The sequence below is a fragment of the Corynebacterium sp. HMSC074H12 genome (assembly GCF_001813755.1).
GTDB classification, from domain to species: Bacteria; Actinomycetota; Actinomycetes; order Mycobacteriales; family Mycobacteriaceae; genus Corynebacterium; species Corynebacterium hiratae.
Genome location: NZ_KV813878.1, coordinates 1 through 20,195 on the forward strand (window position 1 = coordinate 1; position 20,195 = coordinate 20,195).

16 protein-coding genes, 1 other RNA gene and 1 pseudogene are annotated in these 20,195 nt (G+C 58.1%); 8 read left to right on the forward strand and 10 right to left on the reverse strand.

Annotated features, from left to right (window positions below; translation table 11 throughout):
• Positions 1 to 390: 390 nt before the first annotated feature.
• From HMPREF2932_RS01020 to HMPREF2932_RS01050, 7 genes are all read right to left on the reverse strand, one after another.
• Positions 391 to 1,146 carry an iron ABC transporter ATP-binding protein gene (locus HMPREF2932_RS01020; RefSeq protein ID WP_071409411.1) on the reverse strand — a complete coding sequence of 252 codons (756 nt, stop codon included), beginning with the start codon at positions 1,144 to 1,146 and terminating at the stop codon, positions 391 to 393.
• Positions 1,143 to 2,162 carry an iron chelate uptake ABC transporter family permease subunit gene (locus HMPREF2932_RS01025; RefSeq protein WP_046647510.1) on the reverse strand — a complete coding sequence of 340 codons (1,020 nt, stop codon included), beginning with the start codon at positions 2,160 to 2,162 and terminating at the stop codon, positions 1,143 to 1,145. Before HMPREF2932_RS01025 ends, HMPREF2932_RS01020 begins: the two co-directional genes overlap by 4 nt.
• Positions 2,163 to 2,197: 35 nt before the next feature.
• A complete protein-coding gene (locus tag HMPREF2932_RS01030) occupies positions 2,198 to 3,199 on the reverse strand; it encodes an ABC transporter permease (RefSeq protein ID WP_071409412.1) in 1,002 nt (333 codons plus the stop codon).
• A 35-nt stretch (positions 3,200 to 3,234) separates the two neighbouring features.
• A complete protein-coding gene (locus HMPREF2932_RS01035) occupies positions 3,235 to 4,266 on the reverse strand; it encodes a siderophore ABC transporter substrate-binding protein (protein ID WP_070818466.1) in 1,032 nt (343 codons plus the stop codon).
• Between the two features lie 174 nt (positions 4,267 to 4,440).
• Positions 4,441 to 5,796: a M20 family metallopeptidase gene (locus HMPREF2932_RS01040; protein ID WP_071409413.1), complete on the reverse strand. Its 1,356-nt coding sequence runs from the start codon at positions 5,794 to 5,796 to the stop codon at positions 4,441 to 4,443.
• A 4-nt stretch (positions 5,797 to 5,800) separates the two neighbouring features.
• Positions 5,801 to 7,471 (reverse strand): AbgT family transporter, encoded by a 1,671-nt coding sequence (locus tag HMPREF2932_RS01045; RefSeq protein WP_071409414.1) that lies wholly within the window; start codon positions 7,469 to 7,471, stop codon positions 5,801 to 5,803.
• Between the two features lie 164 nt (positions 7,472 to 7,635).
• On the reverse strand, positions 7,636 to 8,256 hold the full coding sequence (locus tag HMPREF2932_RS01050) for a DJ-1/PfpI family protein (protein ID WP_071409415.1): 621 nt from the start codon (positions 8,254 to 8,256) through the stop codon (positions 7,636 to 7,638).
• 976 nt (positions 8,257 to 9,232) lie between these two features.
• On the opposite strand from HMPREF2932_RS01050, the gene HMPREF2932_RS13530 reads away from it, so the two are divergent.
• From HMPREF2932_RS13530 to HMPREF2932_RS01065, 4 genes and pseudogenes are all read left to right on the forward strand, one after another.
• The gene (locus tag HMPREF2932_RS13530) at positions 9,233 to 9,391 is read left to right on the forward strand and encodes a hypothetical protein (protein ID WP_158010535.1); all 159 of its coding nucleotides are present in this window, start codon (positions 9,233 to 9,235) and stop codon (positions 9,389 to 9,391) included.
• Positions 9,382 to 10,044 (forward strand): annotated as a pseudogene (locus HMPREF2932_RS01055) (MFS transporter); the annotation flags it as partial. The gene HMPREF2932_RS13530 and the pseudogene HMPREF2932_RS01055, both read left to right, overlap by 10 nt.
• Positions 10,041 to 10,688 (forward strand): deoxyribose-phosphate aldolase, encoded by a 648-nt coding sequence (gene deoC, locus HMPREF2932_RS01060; RefSeq protein WP_070512024.1) that lies wholly within the window; start codon positions 10,041 to 10,043, stop codon positions 10,686 to 10,688. The pseudogene HMPREF2932_RS01055 and the gene deoC, both read left to right, overlap by 4 nt.
• 3 nt (positions 10,689 to 10,691) lie before the next feature.
• Positions 10,692 to 12,272: a phospho-sugar mutase gene (locus HMPREF2932_RS01065; RefSeq protein ID WP_071409416.1), complete on the forward strand. Its 1,581-nt coding sequence runs from the start codon at positions 10,692 to 10,694 to the stop codon at positions 12,270 to 12,272.
• 171 nt (positions 12,273 to 12,443) lie between these two features.
• On the opposite strand, the gene HMPREF2932_RS01070 is transcribed toward HMPREF2932_RS01065, so the two are convergent.
• Complete coding sequence (locus HMPREF2932_RS01070; protein ID WP_070512031.1) at positions 12,444 to 14,300, reverse strand: siderophore-interacting protein; 1,857 nt, start codon at positions 14,298 to 14,300, stop codon at positions 12,444 to 12,446.
• A 188-nt stretch (positions 14,301 to 14,488) separates the two neighbouring features.
• Positions 14,489 to 15,475 (reverse strand): ABC transporter substrate-binding protein, encoded by a 987-nt coding sequence (locus HMPREF2932_RS01075; protein ID WP_071409417.1) that lies wholly within the window; start codon positions 15,473 to 15,475, stop codon positions 14,489 to 14,491.
• A 629-nt stretch (positions 15,476 to 16,104) separates the two neighbouring features.
• On the opposite strand from HMPREF2932_RS01075, the gene HMPREF2932_RS01080 reads away from it, so the two are divergent.
• The 4 genes from HMPREF2932_RS01080 to HMPREF2932_RS01095 are packed head-to-tail and all read left to right on the forward strand — an operon-like array spanning position 16,105 to position 19,353.
• Positions 16,105 to 16,374: a hypothetical protein gene (locus HMPREF2932_RS01080; protein ID WP_141754747.1), complete on the forward strand. Its 270-nt coding sequence runs from the start codon at positions 16,105 to 16,107 to the stop codon at positions 16,372 to 16,374.
• Complete coding sequence (locus HMPREF2932_RS01085; RefSeq protein ID WP_070512037.1) at positions 16,371 to 17,396, forward strand: FecCD family ABC transporter permease; 1,026 nt, start codon at positions 16,371 to 16,373, stop codon at positions 17,394 to 17,396. Before HMPREF2932_RS01080 ends, HMPREF2932_RS01085 begins: the two co-directional genes overlap by 4 nt.
• 47 nt (positions 17,397 to 17,443) lie before the next feature.
• Positions 17,444 to 18,502 (forward strand): FecCD family ABC transporter permease, encoded by a 1,059-nt coding sequence (locus HMPREF2932_RS01090; protein ID WP_070512353.1) that lies wholly within the window; start codon positions 17,444 to 17,446, stop codon positions 18,500 to 18,502.
• Complete coding sequence (locus tag HMPREF2932_RS01095) at positions 18,499 to 19,353, forward strand: ABC transporter ATP-binding protein (protein WP_071409418.1); 855 nt, start codon at positions 18,499 to 18,501, stop codon at positions 19,351 to 19,353. Before HMPREF2932_RS01090 ends, HMPREF2932_RS01095 begins: the two co-directional genes overlap by 4 nt.
• A 338-nt stretch (positions 19,354 to 19,691) precedes the next feature.
• Here the strand turns inward: HMPREF2932_RS01095 and ssrA are convergent.
• Positions 19,692 to 20,071, reverse strand: a transfer-messenger RNA (tmRNA) gene (ssrA, locus tag HMPREF2932_RS01100).
• Positions 20,072 to 20,195 lie beyond the last annotated feature (124 nt).

Genomic DNA, 20,195 nt, shown 5'->3' on the forward strand with positions numbered 1-20,195 from the left:
AAAGGAAAAGCGCCATCCGGCATACACCAACCGCGATACGCATACGGCGTATCGTAGCCAAAATGATAAAAATCAACCAACACAAAAAGTACATTGGCACACTATTGAGTTCTCAAACATCATCCGCACACCACAACAAAAGTTAACCAAACGTTAACCCTCTTGCGGCGGCCCGAACAACCTTACCCAACAAGCTCAACCAAAGTCAAACCCGCCGAACAAACATTGCCCGAACATCTACCACCAGTTAACTTCCCGGCTACCTCGCGGCGACCTCGATAAATATACGCACACCCCCAACAAACAACAAATCCCCAGGAAGAGGCACTTTTTTGTACTCATCCTGGGGCGGTTTTCTGACTGTCGGGAACTCCACCTGAATGCTAATAGCTAGTGGTAACAGGCCAACAGCCCGTCCGGGCCATCGATAACTGTGATTGGGGTTTTGAAGATGGGCGTGAGAATCTCATCGCGCATGATCTCGTCCGGGCTTCCGAAGGAAACGATGCTCCCGTCCTTGGCCGCACAAATATGGTCGGCATAACGAGCAGCGAAGTTAATGTCATGGAGAACGATGATGATCGTCCGGCCAAATTCCTTAGCGGCCTTTCGCAGGTGCTTCATCATCTCCACGGAGTGTGAGATGTCGAGGTTGTTGAGGGGCTCGTCGAGAAGCACGTAGTCCGTCTCCTGGCAGAGCACCATCGCCACGTAGGCGCGCTGACGCTGGCCGCCGGAGAGCTCATCAAGGTAACGGTTCTCCAATTCACCCAAGTGGAAGAAGTCAATGTAGCGCGAGACAATCTCTTCATCCTCCGCGGTCAGGCGCCCCTTCGAGTAAGGGAAGCGGCCAAAGCTCACCAGCTGGCGCACGGTCAGCTTGGTAATGAAGTGGTTCTCCTGGCGCAGGATAGAGAGGATCTTCGCCAAGTCCTGCGATTTCGTGGAGGACACGTCGTAACCGGCGACCTCGATGGTGCCCTCGTCGACGTCGAGAAGCCGGCCAATCATCGTCAGCATCGTGGACTTGCCTGCGCCATTCGGCCCAATCAGCGCGGTAATACCGCCGGAGGGGATCTCCAAATCGATTGGACCGATGTTGGTCTCGCCGGAGTAGGACTTCGAAACATTGGAAAGCTTGATCACAGCTTGCCCTTTCGCAGAATGACCAGAAGGAAGACGCTGCCGCCTACTAGCTCAATAATGATGGAGACCACGCCCTGCGCGTAGAAGACGTGCTGCATGAGGAAGTAGGCGCCGGTGAGCACAGCAAAGGCCGTGGCAACCGCCATTGGGAATAAAAAGCGGTGGTCATACGTCTCCGCCGCCTGGTAAGCCAAGGTGGCCACGAGGAAGCCAAGGAAGGTCATAGGCCCTACAAGCGCGGTGCTCGTCGCCATCAGAATGGAGACCAAAATCAACGTGTAGATTGCATTGACCTTGTGGTTAACGCCAAGGTTCGTCGCGGCATCGCGCCCGAGCGCTAGCACGTTGAGCTGGCGGGAGTTCAGGAATATCAGCAGTGTCACCGCGAGGACCAACGGTATGGCGATGGGATAGTACTCGCTCTCCGCGTTGTTAACGGAACCAAAGAGCCGCGCAGTGAGCACGTCGAATTCACTGGGCGTGAGCATGCGCTGCATAAACGTCGAGAGCGAGCCCAGGCCTCCGCCGATAATGATGCCCACGAGCAACATCGCATGCATATTGTTGCGGCGGCTGGTCAGCAGCCAGGAGTACAGCACGAGGGAAAGGCCCACCATGAGAACAAGCTGCACAAGGAAGGTCCCCATGTTGCGGGCCTGAGTTAGGCCGGAGGCACCAAGGAAAAAGATCGTGGCTGTATTAATCGCGACGTACAGGGATTCAAACCCCATGATGGAGGGAGTAAGGATCCGGTTGTTCGTCACCGTATGAAAAGCCACCGTGGCCACGGCCTGGCATACGGCGACGATCGCCATGGCGGTCACCGCATCCGCGCGGCGACGCGCGATCAGCCACCACTTGCGGGTGCCAAACTCCATCGGGTTGTCGTAGGCCAAAAGCCCGAAGGCGAAGGCCAAACCGGCAACAATCAAGGCGGCGAGGATGATCCAGTACTTTCGTGCCGCCGCAGCAGACTGGAAGCTGCCCACGTTTCGCCGGGCACGTGACGTTTGCACAGGTTTCTTCGTCTTAGGGATAGAGATACTTACACTCACTTGGTCGACCTCACGATCAAGACGACGAATACGATAGCACCGACAACACCCAGGATGACTGATACGGGCATCTCAAACGGGGAGATAATGGTGCGGCCAATGAGGTCACACAAGGTCACCGTGGCGATGCCGAGCAGGCAGACCCACGGAAGGTTAGAGCGCAGGTCATCGCCGCGCAACATGCTCACTACGTTGGGCACGATGAGCCCGAGGAACGGCAGGGAGCCAACGACGACGGTGACTACACCCGTCGCCACCGCGATAAGCCCGGTTCCCAACAGAATCATCCGCTTGTAGTTCAGGCCGATATTGGTGGCAATGTCCTCCCCCAAGCCTGCGACGGTGAGCTTGTCAGCGTAGAAATATACCGCCAGCAAAACCAGCAGCACGATCCACAGGACCTCGTATTGACCCTCATAGACAGAGGTAAAGGATCCCATGAACCAGATTCCGAGCTGTTGCAAGGTATCCGTCGCTAGCGCCACGTAGGAAGACACTGCGCTAACGACAGCACCCAACATAATGCCGATGATCGGCACAATGAGTGAGGAGCGCAGCGCTACGCGACGCAGAAACGCGAAGAAAACCATGGTTCCCACGAAGGCAAAGCAAACCGAAATAACCATCTTCACCAGCACGGATGAGTGCGGGAAAAGGATAAGAGAAAAGAGCAAGCCCAGTCCGGCCCACTCGGTGGTTCCCGTTGTCGTGGGTTCCACGAAGCGGTTTTGGGTCAGCAGCTGCATGACCAAACCGCTCATCGCCATCGCAGCGCCCGCCAAGACAAGCGCAACGGTGCGCGGCACGCGGGTGGTGAAGAACATGGACCAGCCGTCCTCATTATCGAGGATGCTGTACTCCCCCACCATGAGGGAAAGGAGGAGCAGTGCAATGACGCCGAGCACGCCGAGGCCTAGCTTCCAGGTCAGCACGGGTCCGCGGGAGTTACGCCGGCTTATAGCTGAGTGCTCGGCCGGAGCGCTGCTCTTCACCGTCACGGTTTAGTCTCCTCCTTGGCTGCCGAGAGAGTTGTTTAGGCGTTGGCCTTCTCGAAGGCGTCGGCAAGCGCGTTCAAGATCTCGGTGTAGGTGATGATGGACTCATCAATGTAGGTATCAGTCGGCGCCACGTAAACGTTGCCTTCCTTCACAGCGGTGACGTTCTGAAGCGCCGCGTTGTCCTTGACCAGCTTCTCGCCCGGCGTGACATCCTGGCCTTCCTTGGCGATAGCAGAGTCACGGTCCATAACGAGGATCCAATCCGGGTTGGACTCAGCAATGGCCTCAACGGAGATGTCGTCACCCTCGTGGTCATCGGAGGCGTTGGACACCTCCAGGGCCGGGGTCAGGCCAAGCAGCTCAAAGACCGGGCCATACACGCGCCCGATACCGGGAGCGATGTAGCCGATTTCGCCGCCAGAGGTGTTCACAGCCATGACCTTCTGCTCTGGGTTGTAGGCCTTCTTAGCACGCTCAGCAGCGGCGTCGAAATCCTCGATGAGCTTCGCAGCATCCTCTTCGTGGCCGAAAACCTGGCCCAGTGCCTCAGTGTGGCGCTTGAGCTCGTCGAAGAAGTCTTCATCATCGCGCGGCTCGAAATCAACGACCGGGACATCCTCAAGCAGCTTCTCGATGTCTTCCTGGTACTGCTCGAAGCGCTGGCCGTTCCACACGAGATCCGGGTCCGCTGCTACGAGGCTTTCGAGGTCCGGATCCTTGTGGGAGCCCAGGTTTACCTGGACCGTGTCCTCGTTGTAGGTATCACGAAGGGACTTTGGCACCAGGTTCAGCGGTGCGGCAGCAAGGTCAATATCCCACTGCGCCAAGATAGAGAAGGCGCGGTTATCCGTCACCGCAGGGTTCTCCACCGGGAGGGTGATTTCCTTCGAGCCGAAGTTATCATCCAGGGTGATGGTGGAAGCGCCTGCCGCCGCGGATTCGGTTGGCTCAGCAGTCTCCTCAGACTGGCTAGAAGAGCAGCCGGTGAGAGCAAGCGCTGCGACCGAGAGAGTGGCGGCAACTTTGGCGGCGGTTTTGCGCGAGGCACGGCGAGTTAGAGTAAACATATCTTCCTTGCATATTAGGTGTGGCTAACCACAGTTGGCAAATGACGACGCCGCTAAACCTAACTCAAGTAAGGCTTACCTTTCAAGCACGCTTATGTTTTCTAATTCACGACGGGGGTGACAGACTGCCGCGCGATACCCCTTGACATGCCTTTTAGAACAAAATATTTACGCTTAGCCCTCCCCCTTCTCTGCAAGCAGATCACTAACCGCCACAGGCCCTTCCCTATCGAAGTCCTGTCGCGCTGCCCTGCGGAATTCCTTATCCGCCAAAAAATCTAGCGTTACCTGCGCCAATCCCGCCGCCGAGTCGACAGCCGCATCCACCGCCTGCGGTGTGGCCGCCCAGCGGGCAAAGTCCTCCGTGTGCAGAGCCACGTCGGTGGGTGAAACCTGCACCATTGGATGCAGGCCCGGCACGAGGTGAGAGACATTGCCAAAGTCAGTCGATGCGGCCACCGTATCCGGCACCGTCCCAGCAGGCAGCGCGGTGCGTCCGCGGCGCGCCTGCGTGGCCGACCACCGCTCCACCAGCGCCGCGTTGTTGCGCACGGGCAGGGTCATCGGGTGCTCATCCCACTCCACGTCCACCTCGACTCCGGCCATAAGTGCAGCGCCCCGGACGATGTCTTCCACCCTGGCAGAAAGGTCCATGAGCGTGCGCGTCCCCAACGAGCGCACATAGATGGTCATCTCCGCCTCGCTCGGGATGATGGAGGGGCGATCGCCGCCGCTCATGATGGCGTGTACCCGATCCGAGGGCGGCATCTGCTGCCGCATCAGCCCAATCCCCTGGTAGGCCAGGCTCGCAGCATCAAGGGCGTTGCGCCCCATGAAGGGCTGGGAGCTGGCATGCGCGGCCACGCCACGATAAGTCACGCGTAGGATGCGCCGGCCCACCCAGGCATGCGCGCCAATGTCATAGCCAAAGCCATGGATCATCACCGCGGTATCCACGCCGTCGAGGCTGCCACCGCGGATCATGTATTCCTTGCCGGAATGGCCTTCCTCCGCTGGGGTCCCCTGGAGGAGGATGCGGCCAGACATGGGAGGGGCGTCGTCCAGCACGGCAGTAGCCGCCAAGAATCCAGTAACGCCCGCCGCGGCAATGACGTTATGCCCGCACGCGTGCCCGATCTGAGGCAGGGCATCGTACTCCGCCAGGATGGCCACGGTGGGATGCCGTTCAGGGTCGAAATCTGCACTCTGCCAGGAAGCTTCGAACGTGGTCTCCACGCCGTAGACCCCGCGGCGCGTGGAGAAGCCGTGCTCTTCAACGATGTCCGCGAGCACCGCCATGGAACGATGTTCTTCGAAGGCCGTTTCAGGGTGAGCGTGCAGGTCCGCGACGATGTGCGCGGCCTTCTCCCGCAAGGCCTCAGCCCGCGCGGCCACCGCATCCCAGAGCTTCGCCTGGCCTGGGTAGTCCTCTCCCTGTTTTTCCGGTGGTGCTGCAGACGCCACGCGCTTGGCGACGCCCTCCTCCATCGCTTCCAAATACGCTGTCGATGGATTGTTGCGTTGATTCATGCGCTTAACCAATCATGACGTTGTTGCCCGGTCCCAGCGGAAGATCCACATAGAACCAGATGGCCAGCAAGATCGCCCAAGCCGTAAAGAACGGCACCACGAAGGGCACGAGGCGTGACATCAGGGTTCCCAGGCCCGCCTCGCGTTCATAACGCTGGAGGAAGCCAAGCATGACAATCATGTACGGGTTCAGCGGGGTGATGATCTGGGTTGCGGAATCGCCCACGCGGAATGCGCCCTGAATAAACGCCGGCTCATAGCCCAGCAGGGCAAACATGGGAACGAAGACCGCGGCCATGAGAGTCCACATCGAGGATCCGGAAATAATCAGCAGGTTAAGGCAAGATGCGAGTGCAATGAAGGCGAAGATGGCTGGGAAACCAGTGAGCCCGATGGATTCAAGGAAAGCCGCGCCCTTCACTGCAGTGAAGGTGCCGATACCGGTCCAAGAGAACAGTGCCACGAATTGGCCCAGGATGAACGCCAAGATGAGGAAGCTCAGCATATCTTTGAGCGCGCCGATCATCATGTTCACAACATCGGTGATTCCCTTGACCGTGCCGACAACCTTGCCGTAGACCACGCCGAGGAGCAAGAAGTAAGCGAACACGATAAAGACGATGGAGTTCAACAGCGGGGACTTGGGCAAGAAGCCGCCTTCTTCATTGCGCCACGGCGATTCTGGCAGAAGAACTGCGAAGAGAATGATGGCGGTGAGGATGACCGTGGCCACACCGGACCAGATGAGGCCCTTGGACTCGGCTGGGCGCAGCTCAGCGGTGAGCTCCTCGCCGTTCTCGTCGCGGTCGCCGCGCTCGGCGGCATCCTCGGGATCAATGTCTTCTTCGGTGGGAACCTCCTGCTTCCACATGCGCGGCTCGATCACCTTGTCGATGATGAAGCCGGCCAGCACACCGAGCACGATGGAAGAAGCCACGTTGAAGTAATAGTTCGACATGGCGTTAACCGGCGCGAACTCGGTATTCGGCAGGGTTTCCATCACGGCGGTAGTAATACCTGCAAAGAGGGCATCCAGGGAGGTCGGCACCAAGGCAGTGGAATAACCAGCGCCCACGGCGGCGAAGCCACCAATCAGACCTGCCACCGGGTGACGGCCCGCGGCTTTGAAGACCATCGCGGCCAGCGGCGGAACAATGACGAAGGCGGCATCCGCCATGACGGAAGCGGTCACGCCGATAACGCCGACGGCGTACGGAAGCAGCCACGGTTTCGCCGAACCAAAGAGCTTCCGGATCAGCGCTGAGAGCATTCCGGAGCGCTCCGCCACGCCGACTGCGAGCATGATGGGCAGCACCGTCACCAGCGGCGGGAAGTTGATGTAGTTCTCCCCCATCGTCGTGGTGAACCACGTCAGTCCTTCACCGGTGAAGAGCCCTTTGACCGGCTGAATCTCATCACTGCCGGGAATCTTAATCTCCACGCCCATCTTCGCCATGATGGTGGAGAGCACGCCGGTGATAAGGAAAAGGATAAGGAAGATGGTGAAGGGCTCGGGCAGTTTATTGCCGACGTATTCAACGCCATTGAGGAACTTATCCAGCATTCCCCCGCTGGATTGCTGACTCGATTTTTGCTCTGCCGTGGCGGGATGTGCTTTTGATTTCTCCGTGGTGTCAGCGCCGCCTTTCGGCGCTGTATTGGATGGGCTGTTCATGGGTACTCCTGTCGTAGGGGTCAGTCCCAGTGCTCCACGTCACACTGTTGAGGAAAGGCTACCACGCGTTTGTAACTTGAGTAACACCAAGCGTCGCTCCGCGTCACACTTTTCGTACAGCGGTACTACGTCCATCCCACCGGCTACCCCCATCTACCAGGGTTCTAAGGCACCAGTCCATTCAGCCGCGCGAAAGGATCCCACTCGCTGTCGCGGTGCGCATCATATTCCGCAAAGTTGGCAGCATTGATGGCAGCACTGTCTGATACGAGGTGCGCAATGAGCGCGACAGTCATATCCATCCCCGCCGCCACGCCTGAGGAGGTCCATCGATTGCGGTCGTGCACCCACCGCGCCTCCGGCCGCCAGGACACATCGCCCCCGAAGGACGTGGCCCAGCTAAAAGCACGCTTATTGCTTGTTGCGGCGTAGCCCTCCAAGAGCCCAGCCGCCGCCAGGACCGCAGAACCCGTACACACGGAGGCAACCACCGGCGCTTGCGCACCCACCTCACGAAGCCACGTCAGAAAAGATTCGTCTTCCACGAGCTTCCGGGTCCCCTTTCCTCCCGGGACGAGGAGAACGTCGGCCGGCTCAATCTGCCCATAAGAAATTGTCGGCACCACTTCCACGCCCTGCGAGCTAGCAACTGGCCCACTATCCGGTCCTGCGAAAACAACGGCGACATCAGGCACCGCTTGAAGCAGCTGGACGGGCCCGAAGACGTCGAGAAGCTCAAAGCCCTCAAACAAGACGACTGTGATGCGGAGAGGTTCGGTATCCATGCGGCCATCCTAAAGCAGGCCGCAACGACACCGATATTGAACTACCTCCCCCGAGCATCCGTGAGCACACGTAATTGAAGCAAAACCGGATACAGATGGCCCACAACCCCGACAACAAGAAGAACTGTAGCCGCAAACAATCCGTCTGCCGCAGCGCACCATCCAGCGCTACATATATGGAGCAACAATCCCCACGCATGACCGGCTGCCGACGCTCGCATGGGACGAAGAGGGGTCGCCCCTTCACGCTTGGCAGACTCTTCTCTGCGCATCGCCAAAATCATGCCATTCCATCCGATTCTCGTGAGCACAGCATTGAATAGCTCGACACCCCACCGACGGCTAGCAACGCGAGAAAATGACATCCGCCGCCACAGCGAAACCGGAATATGGCGCTCCAGAGAATCCCCAACAAAGGGAGCGAGCCCGAATCCCAAGAGAATAGCTGTAATTACGAACCCCACGGCATTCGCACCAGTTTCATTCGCCACAACATTCAGCCCTAGCACGGCTGTGATAGTCCCAGCGAAAGCGATCACTTCTACCCCCCTTTAAAGGAACTCAAGAAAGCCTGCTAGCGGTTTCACGCTTCTTTCTCTATTCAGAACCCCCTGACGCTTCCCGCCAGACAGCTGCTACCCAAGCTTAGCCACCAAAACGGTCTCGATACAGCATTCCCCTCGGTGAACACTCATGCTATTTGTGGAGCCGTCGGGGCTTGATTGGGGGCTTTTGTGGGACTAATGCGGGACACGGGTGGCCCTACCTGCACGCACCGGACATGCGCCATTACTGCAGGCCAGGGATACAAAACGAGAAGAGGCCCCAGCTAGAACGTTATCTAGCTGGGGCTTTCCGGTGGAGCCGCCGGGGACTGAACCCCCACACCACAACACAGCAGGTCACAGGCGCAATTCAAGAAACAAGGACGGGAAAATTCCCTAATCCTTCCCTAATAGCACCAGGAAAGGCAACCATGACCACCCCACAAACCACCACCAACCCGGCACGCCGGAGTACCGGCACGCCACGCTTGCGGCACCTCATTCACCACATCGAACCACACGGAGTAATCCACACTCTATGCGGCCAACGCCTCTACAAGAATAAGGGTGCCACCACCGGGGCGTCGTAGGCTTCATCATCCACATCGGCCACGCCAAGCACCCCGTGGTCACCCCGGAGTTCTTTACTAACGGCCGCTATGTGTGGACCATCCTCATGGTCTTCTTCGTCTACTCCACCCAGATGGGCTTCATTTTCCTGCTGCCATTTGCCGCACATGACCTGCATGGCATGAGCATCGACAAGGCCTCCCTGCTGATGATCCCGGGCTATATTTGCGCCATCCTCATTGGTATTTTCTCCGGCAAGATCGGTGGCGTTTTGTCCTCTCGCGCCACCATCTACACCGCTTTCGCCCTTGTCGCCGGCGCGCTGGTGGCGGCCGCGCTCTTCGTGCAGCTTCACGTCGCCGTACTCATCCTGGTCATCGTGGCCTTTGCCTCCGGCTTTGCGCTGATGTACGCCCCGCTGGTCAATACCGCACTGCGCAATATCACCGCCACCAAGTCCGGCATCGCGATTGGCTTTTATAACCTGACCATCAATATCGCCATCCCACTGGGCATTGCCTATACGGCAAAGCTGCAGGACCTCACCAGCTATAACACCGTGCTGTGGATCCTCGCGGCAGTCGCCGCCATCGGTATTGCCCTGTACGTCGTCTCTGACCTCAAGATGGCCCGTTCCGAATCCCGCCTAACCCGCTCAGGAGAACAATTATGACTTCCCGCACCGACGTTGCTTCCATCATCGACCACACCCTGCTCAAGCCGGAGGCCACCCCGGAGCAGTTCCGCGCCTTGGTCAATGAGGCGGCCGAGCTGGGCACCTACTCCGTCTGCGTTTCCCCGTCCGCCCTGCCCATCGAGGTTCCAGAATCCATGCACATCGCCACCGTCGTGGGCTTTCCCTCCGGTGCCGTAAAGCCGGAGATTAAGGCCGCTGAGGCAGCCCGCGCGGTTGCTGATGGCGCCGAAGAGGTGGACATGGTCATCAATATCCCCCTGGCCATCGAGGGCCGCGCCGAGGATCTGCAGGCCGAAATCCAGGCCGTGCGCGATGCCATCCCTGGCAAGGTGCTCAAGGTCATCATCGAGTCTGCCGCGCTTTCCGACGACGCCATTGTCCTCGCCTGCAAGGCCGCCGCAGCCGCCCAGGCGGACTTTGTCAAGACTTCCACCGGTTTCCACCCCGCCGGCGGTGCGTCCACCCACGCGGTCACGCTCATGCGCGAGACCGTAGGCGACGCTCTCGGCGTTAAGGCATCCGGCGGCATCCGCAGCGGCAAGGATGCACTGGCAATGATCGAAGCCGGCGCTACCCGCCTGGGGCTGTCTTCCTCCGCCAAGATCCTCGAGGAGCTTTAAGCCATGCCCGCACACACGAACTTCGATGTCGACTACGCCCGCACCTGGGCCGAACACGATCCGGATGCGGACACCACCCGCCAGGTACTGACGTGGATCGAGGAAGGCAATTCCGAAGAACTCGCCGCGGCCTTCGCTGGCCCCTTGAACTTCGGTACCGCGGGCCTGCGCGCCGCCGTGGGGGCGGGCGAATCCCGTATGAACCGCGCCGTGGTCATCCGCACCACCTACGGGCTTATCACCTGGCTCAACCAGCAGGTCGATGCCCCGGTCGTCGTCATTGGCTGCGATGCCCGCCACGGTTCCGCGCAGTTCCAGCGCGATGCCGCCCAGGTCATCTCCGCCGCCGGCGGTAAGGCCCTGGTTCTGCCTGCACAGAACCCGACCCCACTGACGGCTTTTACGGTTCGCTCCTTGGGCGCAGATGCCGGCATTATGGTCACCGCCTCCCACAACCCTCCAGCCGATAACGGCTACAAGGTGTACTTGGGCGGCCGCATCGCCACCGGCCCAGGCGAGGGCGTGCAGCTTATTTCTCCGGCAGACTCCGAAATTGCCGCCGCTATCGCTGCGGCTCCCTATGCCGACGAGGTTGCGCTTTCTTCTGAGCGCATCGAGGACGTCGATACCCGCGAGGACTATCTCGACCGCGCCGCCCAGCTAGTCGGTGACAGTACCGATATCACCATCGCGCTGACCGCCATGCACGGCGTGGGGGCCGAGCTCGGCAAGGAACTGCTTTCCCGCTGTGGCTTCCGCGTCTCGCTGGTGCCCGAGCAGGCCGAACCCGACCCTGACTTCCCTACGGTGTCCTTCCCCAACCCGGAAGAACCCGGCGCCTTAGACCTTGGAATCAAGCACGCTGAGGAGATCGATGCCGATATCCTTATCGCTTATGACCCAGATGCCGATCGCTGCGCCGCCGCCGTCCCCACGGCGGAAAACTCTTGGAGCCAACTAAGCGGCGACGAAACCGGTGCCCTCCTGGGCGATTACCTTGCTCGCCGCGGCGCTACCGGTAACTTCGCCAATTCCCTGGTCTCCTCCCGCCTGCTCGGGCGCATCGCCGCGCACTACGGTCTCGGCCATAAGGAAACGCTTACCGGTTTCAAATGGATCGCCCGCACCCCAGAGCTATCCTTCGGCTATGAAGAGGCCATTGGCTTTTGCCCCGATCCCGCCGCGGTCAGCGACAAAGACGGCATTTCTACTTCCGTCGTACTTGCCAGCCTTGCCGCTGAATGCAAGGCCGCTGGAACTAGCTTGCTAGGCCGCTTGGAAGAAATCTACGCCACGGTTGGCGCACTGCACACGCAGCCGTTGACCTTCCGCGTAGAAGACTTGAGCCTCATTGCTCAAGCAATGGAGAAGGTCTCCGCGAACCCACCGACCGAGCTTGCTGGCTCCCCTATAACCAAGGTGGAAAAGTTCGCCCAAGGCTCGAAGTTCTTCACCGACAACGATGACCTCGTCATCGTCCGCCCCTCCGGCACTGAGCCCAAGCTCAAGTGCTACCTCGAGTCCCCCGACGCCGATCGCCTCGATGCCATCGCCGCCGATCTGCGCGAGTACTTCGGGCTCTAAGCCGCCACGCTCTACGCTTTAGCCGCTGCTGCCCTCGGTTTCTCTTTCACAGGGACAGCAGCGGCTTTTATCCGGCATGAACCGCAGCATAGACACCGTGGTTCCTTCGGCATTTTTCTTTGACCTCAGCCAGGGTGTCGACTACACGAGGGGAACCTCAGCAGTTCCTCTTTAGGATTTCGCCTCTGCCTCAAGAACGAAAAGGCGTTTACCCCAGCCAACAGCCGTGGTGGAGGCAATAAAAGCGCCGTTGTCAGCGACAGCAGCGTTGATGTCTTCCTGAGTCGGTATCTTGGTGCCGAACATGGAAAGCCTCACCATGTCCTCTTCATAGGAATGCTCATCTCCGCCTACCGTATCGATAACCTCGGTAAAGATATAAACCCGCCGGAACGTATCCTTACTTATTGCACGGTTTAATTGGTGAGCTACTTCCTCGCTACCAAAGACACCCCAGGGATCGATGAAAACTACATCAGTTGCCCACACATAGTCCACTTCAGTGGGATAAAAACCGCTTCCCTCGCCATTCGTCTCGCATCGTGCACGAGAGGTTACTGCGATTTCCTGTAGCACCGCTTCCGAGGAAGCATCACTGATAATACGGCTCTGGGCATGCTCCCATCGTCGGAGTATTTCATCTGCATATACCGCGCCTCCCTGGCCAATGATGAGAACGCGAGCGGTTTCATCTAAATACTGCTGTAGTGCCTTAGCTGCCGAAGGAGCAGTCCACCCAGCGCTCACATTCTTTTGCTCAAAGCGTTCGGCCACGAGTTGTGGGTCACGGCTAACATACTCTGACCACGGCAATCCCTTTTCCCCTTGAGGTGCTGACTCACCGGTACGAAGACTGTGCTCAAGTCGCATCAGCGCCATCGCCTCAAGATGCGCAGGCCCGCTTAACCAGCGCACCGCATTTGAATCTGGGTCCGCCAGTTCCATTCCCATTGCAGTCAACGTGAGGGCGTCCCCGCTGATTTCGACGAGTTGAAGAGCGGCCAAGTAACGGACAAATCTTCCCAAAGCCTCCTCGTGAAGTTCTGCCGCAACAGCAAGGGCAGGGACTGTGTTGGCACCCGCATCGATTTCTTGAAATAGTCCTAAACGTACTGCAGTGCGAAGCGCAAAGGCCGAGTTCAACTCAGCTAAATCATGGATATTATGCAAAACACTATTACTACTGCTCGATGCGTTTCCTTTGCCGTGTTTCGGGTTAGTACGCCGCCAGTAGCCCGTGATTTCTTGATGCTCAGGGGTAATTCCGGAAGCTTTAAACAAACGGCGCAGCGGTTTTAGCCGAGAAGCTTCCCCTGCCGCCCATACGTATCCTTCGCCATCAGGCAATAATGAAGGAGAAGTAGCTTCAAAAAGCGCCCTAGTCTTTTCCACGAAGTCCTCACCCCGTTCGCGTACCGCCCAGTGGACCTGTACTGAATCGGAAATGTCTAAGCTCTGAATATCAGCGCTCGTAGGAACCTCTATCACCGCAATCGCAGGGTGCCCGCACGGGAGTGATTCTACGCAGCGGCCAATTGCCGGGAGCGCAGTCTCATCTCCTGCCAAAAATAGCCAATCGGTATGCGTAGGTAACTGTGCACAAGACTTCGGACCTGCCACAAAAATGGCGTCACCTATTCGAGCGTTCTGTGACCAGTTTTCTGCTAGGCCCTCACCGTGGCGCGCGAAATCTATTGCTAACCGCTGGTTAGCAGCGTCAAAGTGGCGGACCGTGTATGTCCGGAATAGATTTTTGACAGCTTCTGGCCACAGTAGGTTGCCATCTTTTTGGGCGATTGGGTGCGGCCTTTCTCCAGTTTCCGGATCCGGGAAGATCAGCCGAACGTCGTCATCAAAACCATTGCTTAATAATGCAGGAACGGAAAAACCATCGTGTTTGTGCTCCTGGAGTTGCTCTCCGCTGAGCGTAATGCGCCGCATGCATGGCGATATATCTTCGACATTTTGCACATATAATTCCCGGTAAGAGATTGGATAAATTTCTCTACCTCGACTGTTTCTGGGCATAGTTTTAACCATTCCTTTTGGTCAAGTTGATTTTTATTTCGTTGCCGGAGAGGCAAGAACGAACTCACCACTTCCTTGGACTTCATCACCTAAAACAACGCCTTCCGATAAATCGGAAGGCGTTCATGACTACCTGCTGCAACGAAGTGAGCCCCTTCTAGCAGGTATCAGGGTTGTGCGGGCCTTGACTACTTTCCAACCTTTTCCAGCGTCGGCATCGTCTTATCCAATACCCAAGCTCGACTCAAGCTCGTCGGGTTGTTAAGTCCGGCGACGACGGCTGAATCACCAGCGAGAGTCGCATCGGCTTTCACCTGTGGCAAATCTTTGTATCCCGGAATATTTTCAACCTCTTCGATTGAGCCGTCGCGGTTATAAATAACCATGAAATCAGCGGCTAGGTAGGAAACATTTTCCGGGGAAAGCGTGACGCGGCCACTATTATTAGCTGGGACGGATCCGTCCGTCAGCTTGTCCGGGAACTTCATGCCCAGATCGTAGATGAAGGAAGCACCCGGATCCTCAGGGTCAGCAACGGCGCCAAAGGAGCCTTGGGCGAACTGGGAAACAACGCCGGTTTTACCGGAGAGGTTAGGCAATTTTTCCTTTGCGTCGGAGAAACGCTTCTGATCCTCTTCAATAGCTTTCTTCGCTTCGGATTCCTTATTGAAGATCTTGCCCAAAGCTTCTAGCTGAGATTCCCAGCCAATTCCCTCACCCTTATCGGAGATTCCGCCGAGAGTCGGTGCGATTGCAGACAATTCCTTGTAATGAGCCTCGGAAATTGTCCAGTAGTCGCCAACGATGAAGTCGGGTTCGATTGCCGCGATTTGTTCCTGGGGCAGAGTCTTGAAGTCTGTCTGATCGATCACCTTGACGCCATCGAGCTTGGCCTCGCGCCAAGGCGAGTTCTTGTCTATTCTATGCTGCACAACGGCAGCTGGTTTAATTCCAAGTTCCAGCAGGTTATCAACGGCCGTTCCTACGGCAACCACGTTTTGCGGGTTGACCGGATACGTGTCCGTTCCCCGTGCGTGCTCAATGGTCACGTATTCTGCAACCTCGGAGGTTGTTGCCGCTTCATCGATTGAATCGTTCGACGAGCAGCCCGACAGAACTAATCCGGCACAGATAGCGGCAGCAATGAATGACCGCGCACCTCTTTTTACTGACATCCTTTATCCTTAAAGTCGGTTTCCTCAAGCTACCTTTCAGCTCTTTTCATCAGAATTTTCGGTAGACCCGAAGGTAACTTTTAAGTTAGGTTAGCATTACCTATGCCACGTTGCAATAGTTTATTCTAGTTATTGATCTATAGTTATTACCTACCTAAAGGGGTATACCTTCACCCTTTCGCACAACGACAGGGGCGATATCAGACAGCTACTTGTATGCATTTTCATCAATGTCCGAGGACACGGTCACGATAAGTTCTGGATCGTCTTTTCGATACGCGGAGTATCGCCCTCGATTCTGTCGTTATGCCGAATGCCGACGCCAGCGGCGTAGCCGCATTTACGCCAATCCCTAATCTCCAGCAACTTATTTTGAACGCCCCTTAAGTAAATGAAGGCTTACCTTACTTTAAGTGGTAATATGTTTTCCCATGATTGACAACCACCCCCAGCAAAAGTCTGAGCCACAACTCGGCCGAAGCTCCCCTCCCCTTCCAGAGGTGGCAAGTACCCGATCGCGGAGGAACGAACCTGTGGGCACGTCGGGATATATGGAATTTTGTCAACCGCACTGGGACGAATTCACCGTTACGCACCTCTCCCGCCCCCACAACTTAGGATTTCCCATCGTGATCGATATGGCAGAGATGACCGGTCATGAGCGTCTCTCGTCCTTCTTGGGCCATCGGGTCACAGCACCCTTGGATCTGGACTCGGAGCTCCTCATGGTTTTGTCCGGGCCAGACTACCGAAGCACCAGCGCCTACTGGGCACTCTTTAGGGCCTACTTCACGGACATCGGAAAGCAGCAGTGGGCAGGCCAACAGGCTCGGTTATGTGGTCGCCTGCAGCTAGGTGCGGGCTGGCAGCCACTGCAGGGATTGGAGGCCACGCTATGAGTGTGCGCACTACCCGCCTACTGGGCCTAGGGGTACTGTTCCTACTGGTCCTCGGCGGCACGATCTGCAGTTTGCTGTACGGTGCCCGTTCCATTCCTGCGGAGGATGTGTGGGCCGCGCTGCGGGATCTCCCAGGGGCGAGCGGCTCCCAAGACGAAGTTCCAACCAATCAACGCGTAGTAGCCGAGCTGCGGCTACCGCGCACCCTGCTGGCCATTATGGTGGGGGCGGCACTGGGAGTGGCCGGTGCTCTCATTCAGGGCCATACCCGCAATCCCCTGGCAGATCCGGGAATCCTAGGTGTCAGCTCCGGCGCGGCCCTGAGCGTTGTGGTCAGCTTCGCTCTGTTTGGCATCACCGCCCCGTGGGCCACCGCAGTAGTAGCCTTCCTCGGCGCGATCGCAGCCACTGCACTAGTCTTCGGCCTAGCCTCCGCAGGCAAAGCAGCAGTGGACCCTTTGACCTTAGTACTGGGCGGAGCCGCACTGTCGGCGGTATTAAGCGCCATTACCAGCGCATTCGTTCTCACCAATGACAATAACCTGGATCGAATGCGCTTTTGGACCGTCGGTTCCCTTGCCGGTCGGGATATGAACATTGCACTAGGCATCCTGCCGTTTATAGTGCTGGGACTGATCCTGGCGTTTGCCACCGGCCCACAGTTGAACATCTTGAACTTAGGCGACGACGTGGCCGCAGGACTCGGCATCAACAACGCGGCCGCAAGACTTGGCGGCATGGGCATCATCGCACTGCTGGCCGGGGCGGCCACGGCTGCAGCGGGCCCGCTGGGCTTCATTGGTCTGGTAGTGCCCCACATTGTCCGGGCTCTCACAGGCCCAGATTACAAGTGGATTTTGCCTTACTCTGCACTGGCCGGCGCGGCACTGTTGCTGTGTGCGGACGTAGTGGGCCGCCTCATCGCCCGCCCCGGGGAGCTCCAAGCGGGCATCGTATTGGCCTTCGTTGGCGCGCCGTTCTTCCTCGCCTTAATCTCTCGGAAAAAGGTGATGACGCTGTGATACGACATAACAAGGCTGTACAGGATAAACAAAGCACTTCGTGGCAGATGCCGGGCAGGGTGCCATTCCGAGCTGGGCCAATCTCCTTTCTCTGGCGCCCGCGGGTGGTGCTGGTGTGTCTTATCGCCACAGCGCTCATTGTCTTTTTAGGAGCACTCTCCATCGGACTGGGCGACTACCCTATTTCCGTCCCCCGAGTACTACAGGTGATCTTTCATGGGGAAGGATCCCGCGTGGAAAAACTCGTGGTCCTCGAGTGGCGCATGCCTCGAGTAGCCACAGCCATCGCGGTCGGCTGCGCACTGGGACTTTCTGGAGCGCTAACCCAGACGGTCACCCGGAACGCGTTGGCCAGCCCCGATATCCTCGGCATCACCACGGGCGCCTCTGCCATGGCCGTAACGGTCATCGTGCTCGGCGGTGGCGGCAGCGGCTTCGCCGGCTGGCTCGCTGGAATTGGGATTCCCTTGGCCGCGTTTCTGGGCGCGATACTGAGCACCACGGCTATCTGGGCGTTGGCTTGGCGGCGCCACGCGGATTCCTACCGCCTCGTACTCGTGGGCATCATCATTACCGCGCTGCTAAGTTCCTACATCAATTTCCTCATGGTCCGCGCGGAACTGCGGGATGCCAGCCAGGCACAGTTCTGGCTCACCGGGTCCCTGGCCAAGTCGGAGTGGAATACCACCATCCCCATGGTCGCCCTTGTGATTGTATGCGCCCCGTTGCTGGCTTGGATCTCCCACCAAACGCTGGCCACCACTCTGGGACCCGATCTAGCCCGAGCGCTGGGCCAGCGAGTCAACGGCGTGCAGGTGGCAATGCTGGCGTTGGCCGTAGCGCTAGCTGCGGTAGCTGTTTCCGCTGCCGGCCCCATCGGATTCATCGCCTTTGTAGCGCCTCAAGTAGCCCTTCGGATGTGCGGCGTACCCAGTCCCCCGCTTGCGGCGTCGGCTCTTACCGGCGCAGTACTGTTACTAGGTGCGGACATCGTGACCCAAACTATTCTGCCGGTGGAACTTCCGGTGGGTATTGTCACCTCCGCGCTGGGCGGTATCTTCCTCATTTACCTACTCGTTCAACGCACTAGGAGCACAGACGCATGACCTCCCCCATACCTCAGTCAAGCGCAGACCAACCGAATACCACCAGTAGCGTGGTCGCTTCCTCGGTCACGGTAGGCTACGGCCAGCGCACCATCATCCGCGATCTCAACGCCACGTTCCCAGCGGGAAAAATCACCACTATCGTGGGGCCCAACGGGTGCGGTAAATCGACCTTGCTGCGTGCCATGTCCGGACTGCTCGACCTCGATACAGGGACCGTATATGTAAATGGACAAGATATCTCGGCCATCAAGCGCAAGGACGTCGCCCGAAAACTGGCAGTGTTGCCCCAATCACCCGTGGCACCTGAAGGCCTGTTGGTCTCCGATCTGGTAGCCCGCGGTCGGCACCCGCACCAAGCATGGTTCCGGCAGTGGTCCTCTACCGACGAGGAAGCAGTCTTCGCGGCTCTAAGCCAGACCGGTTCTGCAGATCTTGCGAGCTGTACGTTGGATGAGCTTTCCGGAGGCCAGCGCCAGCGGGCGTGGATCTCCATGGTGCTAGCGCAAAACACCGACATCCTCTTCCTAGACGAGCCGACCACTTACCTTGACCTGGCTACCTCCGTGGACATCCTCGAACTTGTCGATAGCCTGCGTCAGAAACTAGGAAGAACCGTAGTAATGGTGCTGCACGATCTAAACCTGGCGGTGCGCTACTCCGATTACCTTGTGGTTATGAAGGAAGGCCAGGTAATAGCTTCCGGCCCACCCGCCGATATCATCACCGCAGAGCTGCTGCAGCAGGCTTTTGATCTGCGGGCACGGGTGATCGAGGATCCGGAGACTGGAGATCCGCTCATCGTTCCACTCAGAATGAAGCGCCCTGGGTTTAGTTCCTCCCTCAGCTAAGGATTCCTCCGCTAGCCAACCTTCCGCATCAATCTTTGAGGGGAAGGAATGCCCAGGGCGGTGAAACGCACCATCCGGCCCGGTGTATTCCGCATAGACGCGCTTGCCCTTAACCGACACCTTGCCGAATGCCCGGCGCGTGCGCTCAGCCTTCCTCCGTGCCATTGCCACACCTTCCACAACGAGGGACTAGGGACTAGGGAAACGTTCCCTATTCATTCCCTAATCAGAGTCATTTAGTGGCAACTCGTGGCCACCTGTGGCAACACAGTATCATGCCAATGAACTGCACAGATACAGCAAATCCCCCGGTGAACGCTCACCAGGGGAAATGCTATCTGTGGAGCCGCCGGGAATTGAACCCGGGTCCTTCGTCACCTCGCCAGGGCTTCTCCGTGCGCAGTCTGCACAGGATCTCTACTCGGCCCTCCGGCTCGGGCAAACTCGCTCCGGATGATGGGCCCAGTTGCTCTAGAAGTCCCCAACCGGCCGAACAACAAACCGGTCAGGCAAGTTCCTTAGTCGATGCCAGGATCTAGGTCAGGAACCAAACCTAGGCTGACAGACACGCGTCGCTGTAATTAGGCAGCGAGGGCGTAGTCACGCTGAGAGTTCTTCTCTGCGTTTATTGGTTGCTACGACGCTTAACGGTGGTCTCTAGCCTGCACCGGCACGCTTCCCCTGGCTCAATGTACGAAGTCGAAACCAAGTCGACCCCTCATTTACACATTGCTGTGAAAGCTGCGCAGAACGCATCTTTATGCGCCCTACGGTCTGTTCAACGCTACTGCACCTGCCCCTATTCCCGCAAGCTTCACCCCAGGCCACATGAGGCATAGCTT

Bases quoted from the DNA above. Each gene is read 5' to 3' on its own strand.
- HMPREF2932_RS01090 (WP_070512353.1), top strand. From the start codon at position 17,444: ATGCCGGGCAGGGTGCCATTCCGAGCTGGGCCAATCTCCTTTCTCTGG.
- HMPREF2932_RS01045 (WP_071409414.1), bottom strand. From the start codon at position 7,471: ATGAACAGCCCATCCAATACAGCGCCGAAAGGCGGCGCTGACACCACG.
- HMPREF2932_RS01070 (WP_070512031.1), bottom strand. From the start codon at position 14,300: ATGCCCAGAAACAGTCGAGGTAGAGAAATTTATCCAATCTCTTACCGG.
- HMPREF2932_RS01040 (WP_071409413.1), bottom strand. From the start codon at position 5,796: ATGAATCAACGCAACAATCCATCGACAGCGTATTTGGAAGCGATGGAG.
- HMPREF2932_RS01065 (WP_071409416.1), top strand. From the start codon at position 10,692: ATGCCCGCACACACGAACTTCGATGTCGACTACGCCCGCACCTGGGCC.
- deoC (WP_070512024.1), top strand. From the start codon at position 10,041: ATGACTTCCCGCACCGACGTTGCTTCCATCATCGACCACACCCTGCTC.
- HMPREF2932_RS13530 (WP_158010535.1), top strand. From the start codon at position 9,233: ATGACCACCCCACAAACCACCACCAACCCGGCACGCCGGAGTACCGGC.
- HMPREF2932_RS01075 (WP_071409417.1), bottom strand. From the start codon at position 15,475: ATGTCAGTAAAAAGAGGTGCGCGGTCATTCATTGCTGCCGCTATCTGT.
- HMPREF2932_RS01035 (WP_070818466.1), bottom strand. From the start codon at position 4,266: ATGTTTACTCTAACTCGCCGTGCCTCGCGCAAAACCGCCGCCAAAGTT.
- HMPREF2932_RS01050 (WP_071409415.1), bottom strand. From the start codon at position 8,256: ATGGATACCGAACCTCTCCGCATCACAGTCGTCTTGTTTGAGGGCTTT.
- HMPREF2932_RS01095 (WP_071409418.1), top strand. From the start codon at position 18,499: ATGACCTCCCCCATACCTCAGTCAAGCGCAGACCAACCGAATACCACC.
- HMPREF2932_RS01085 (WP_070512037.1), top strand. From the start codon at position 16,371: ATGAGTGTGCGCACTACCCGCCTACTGGGCCTAGGGGTACTGTTCCTA.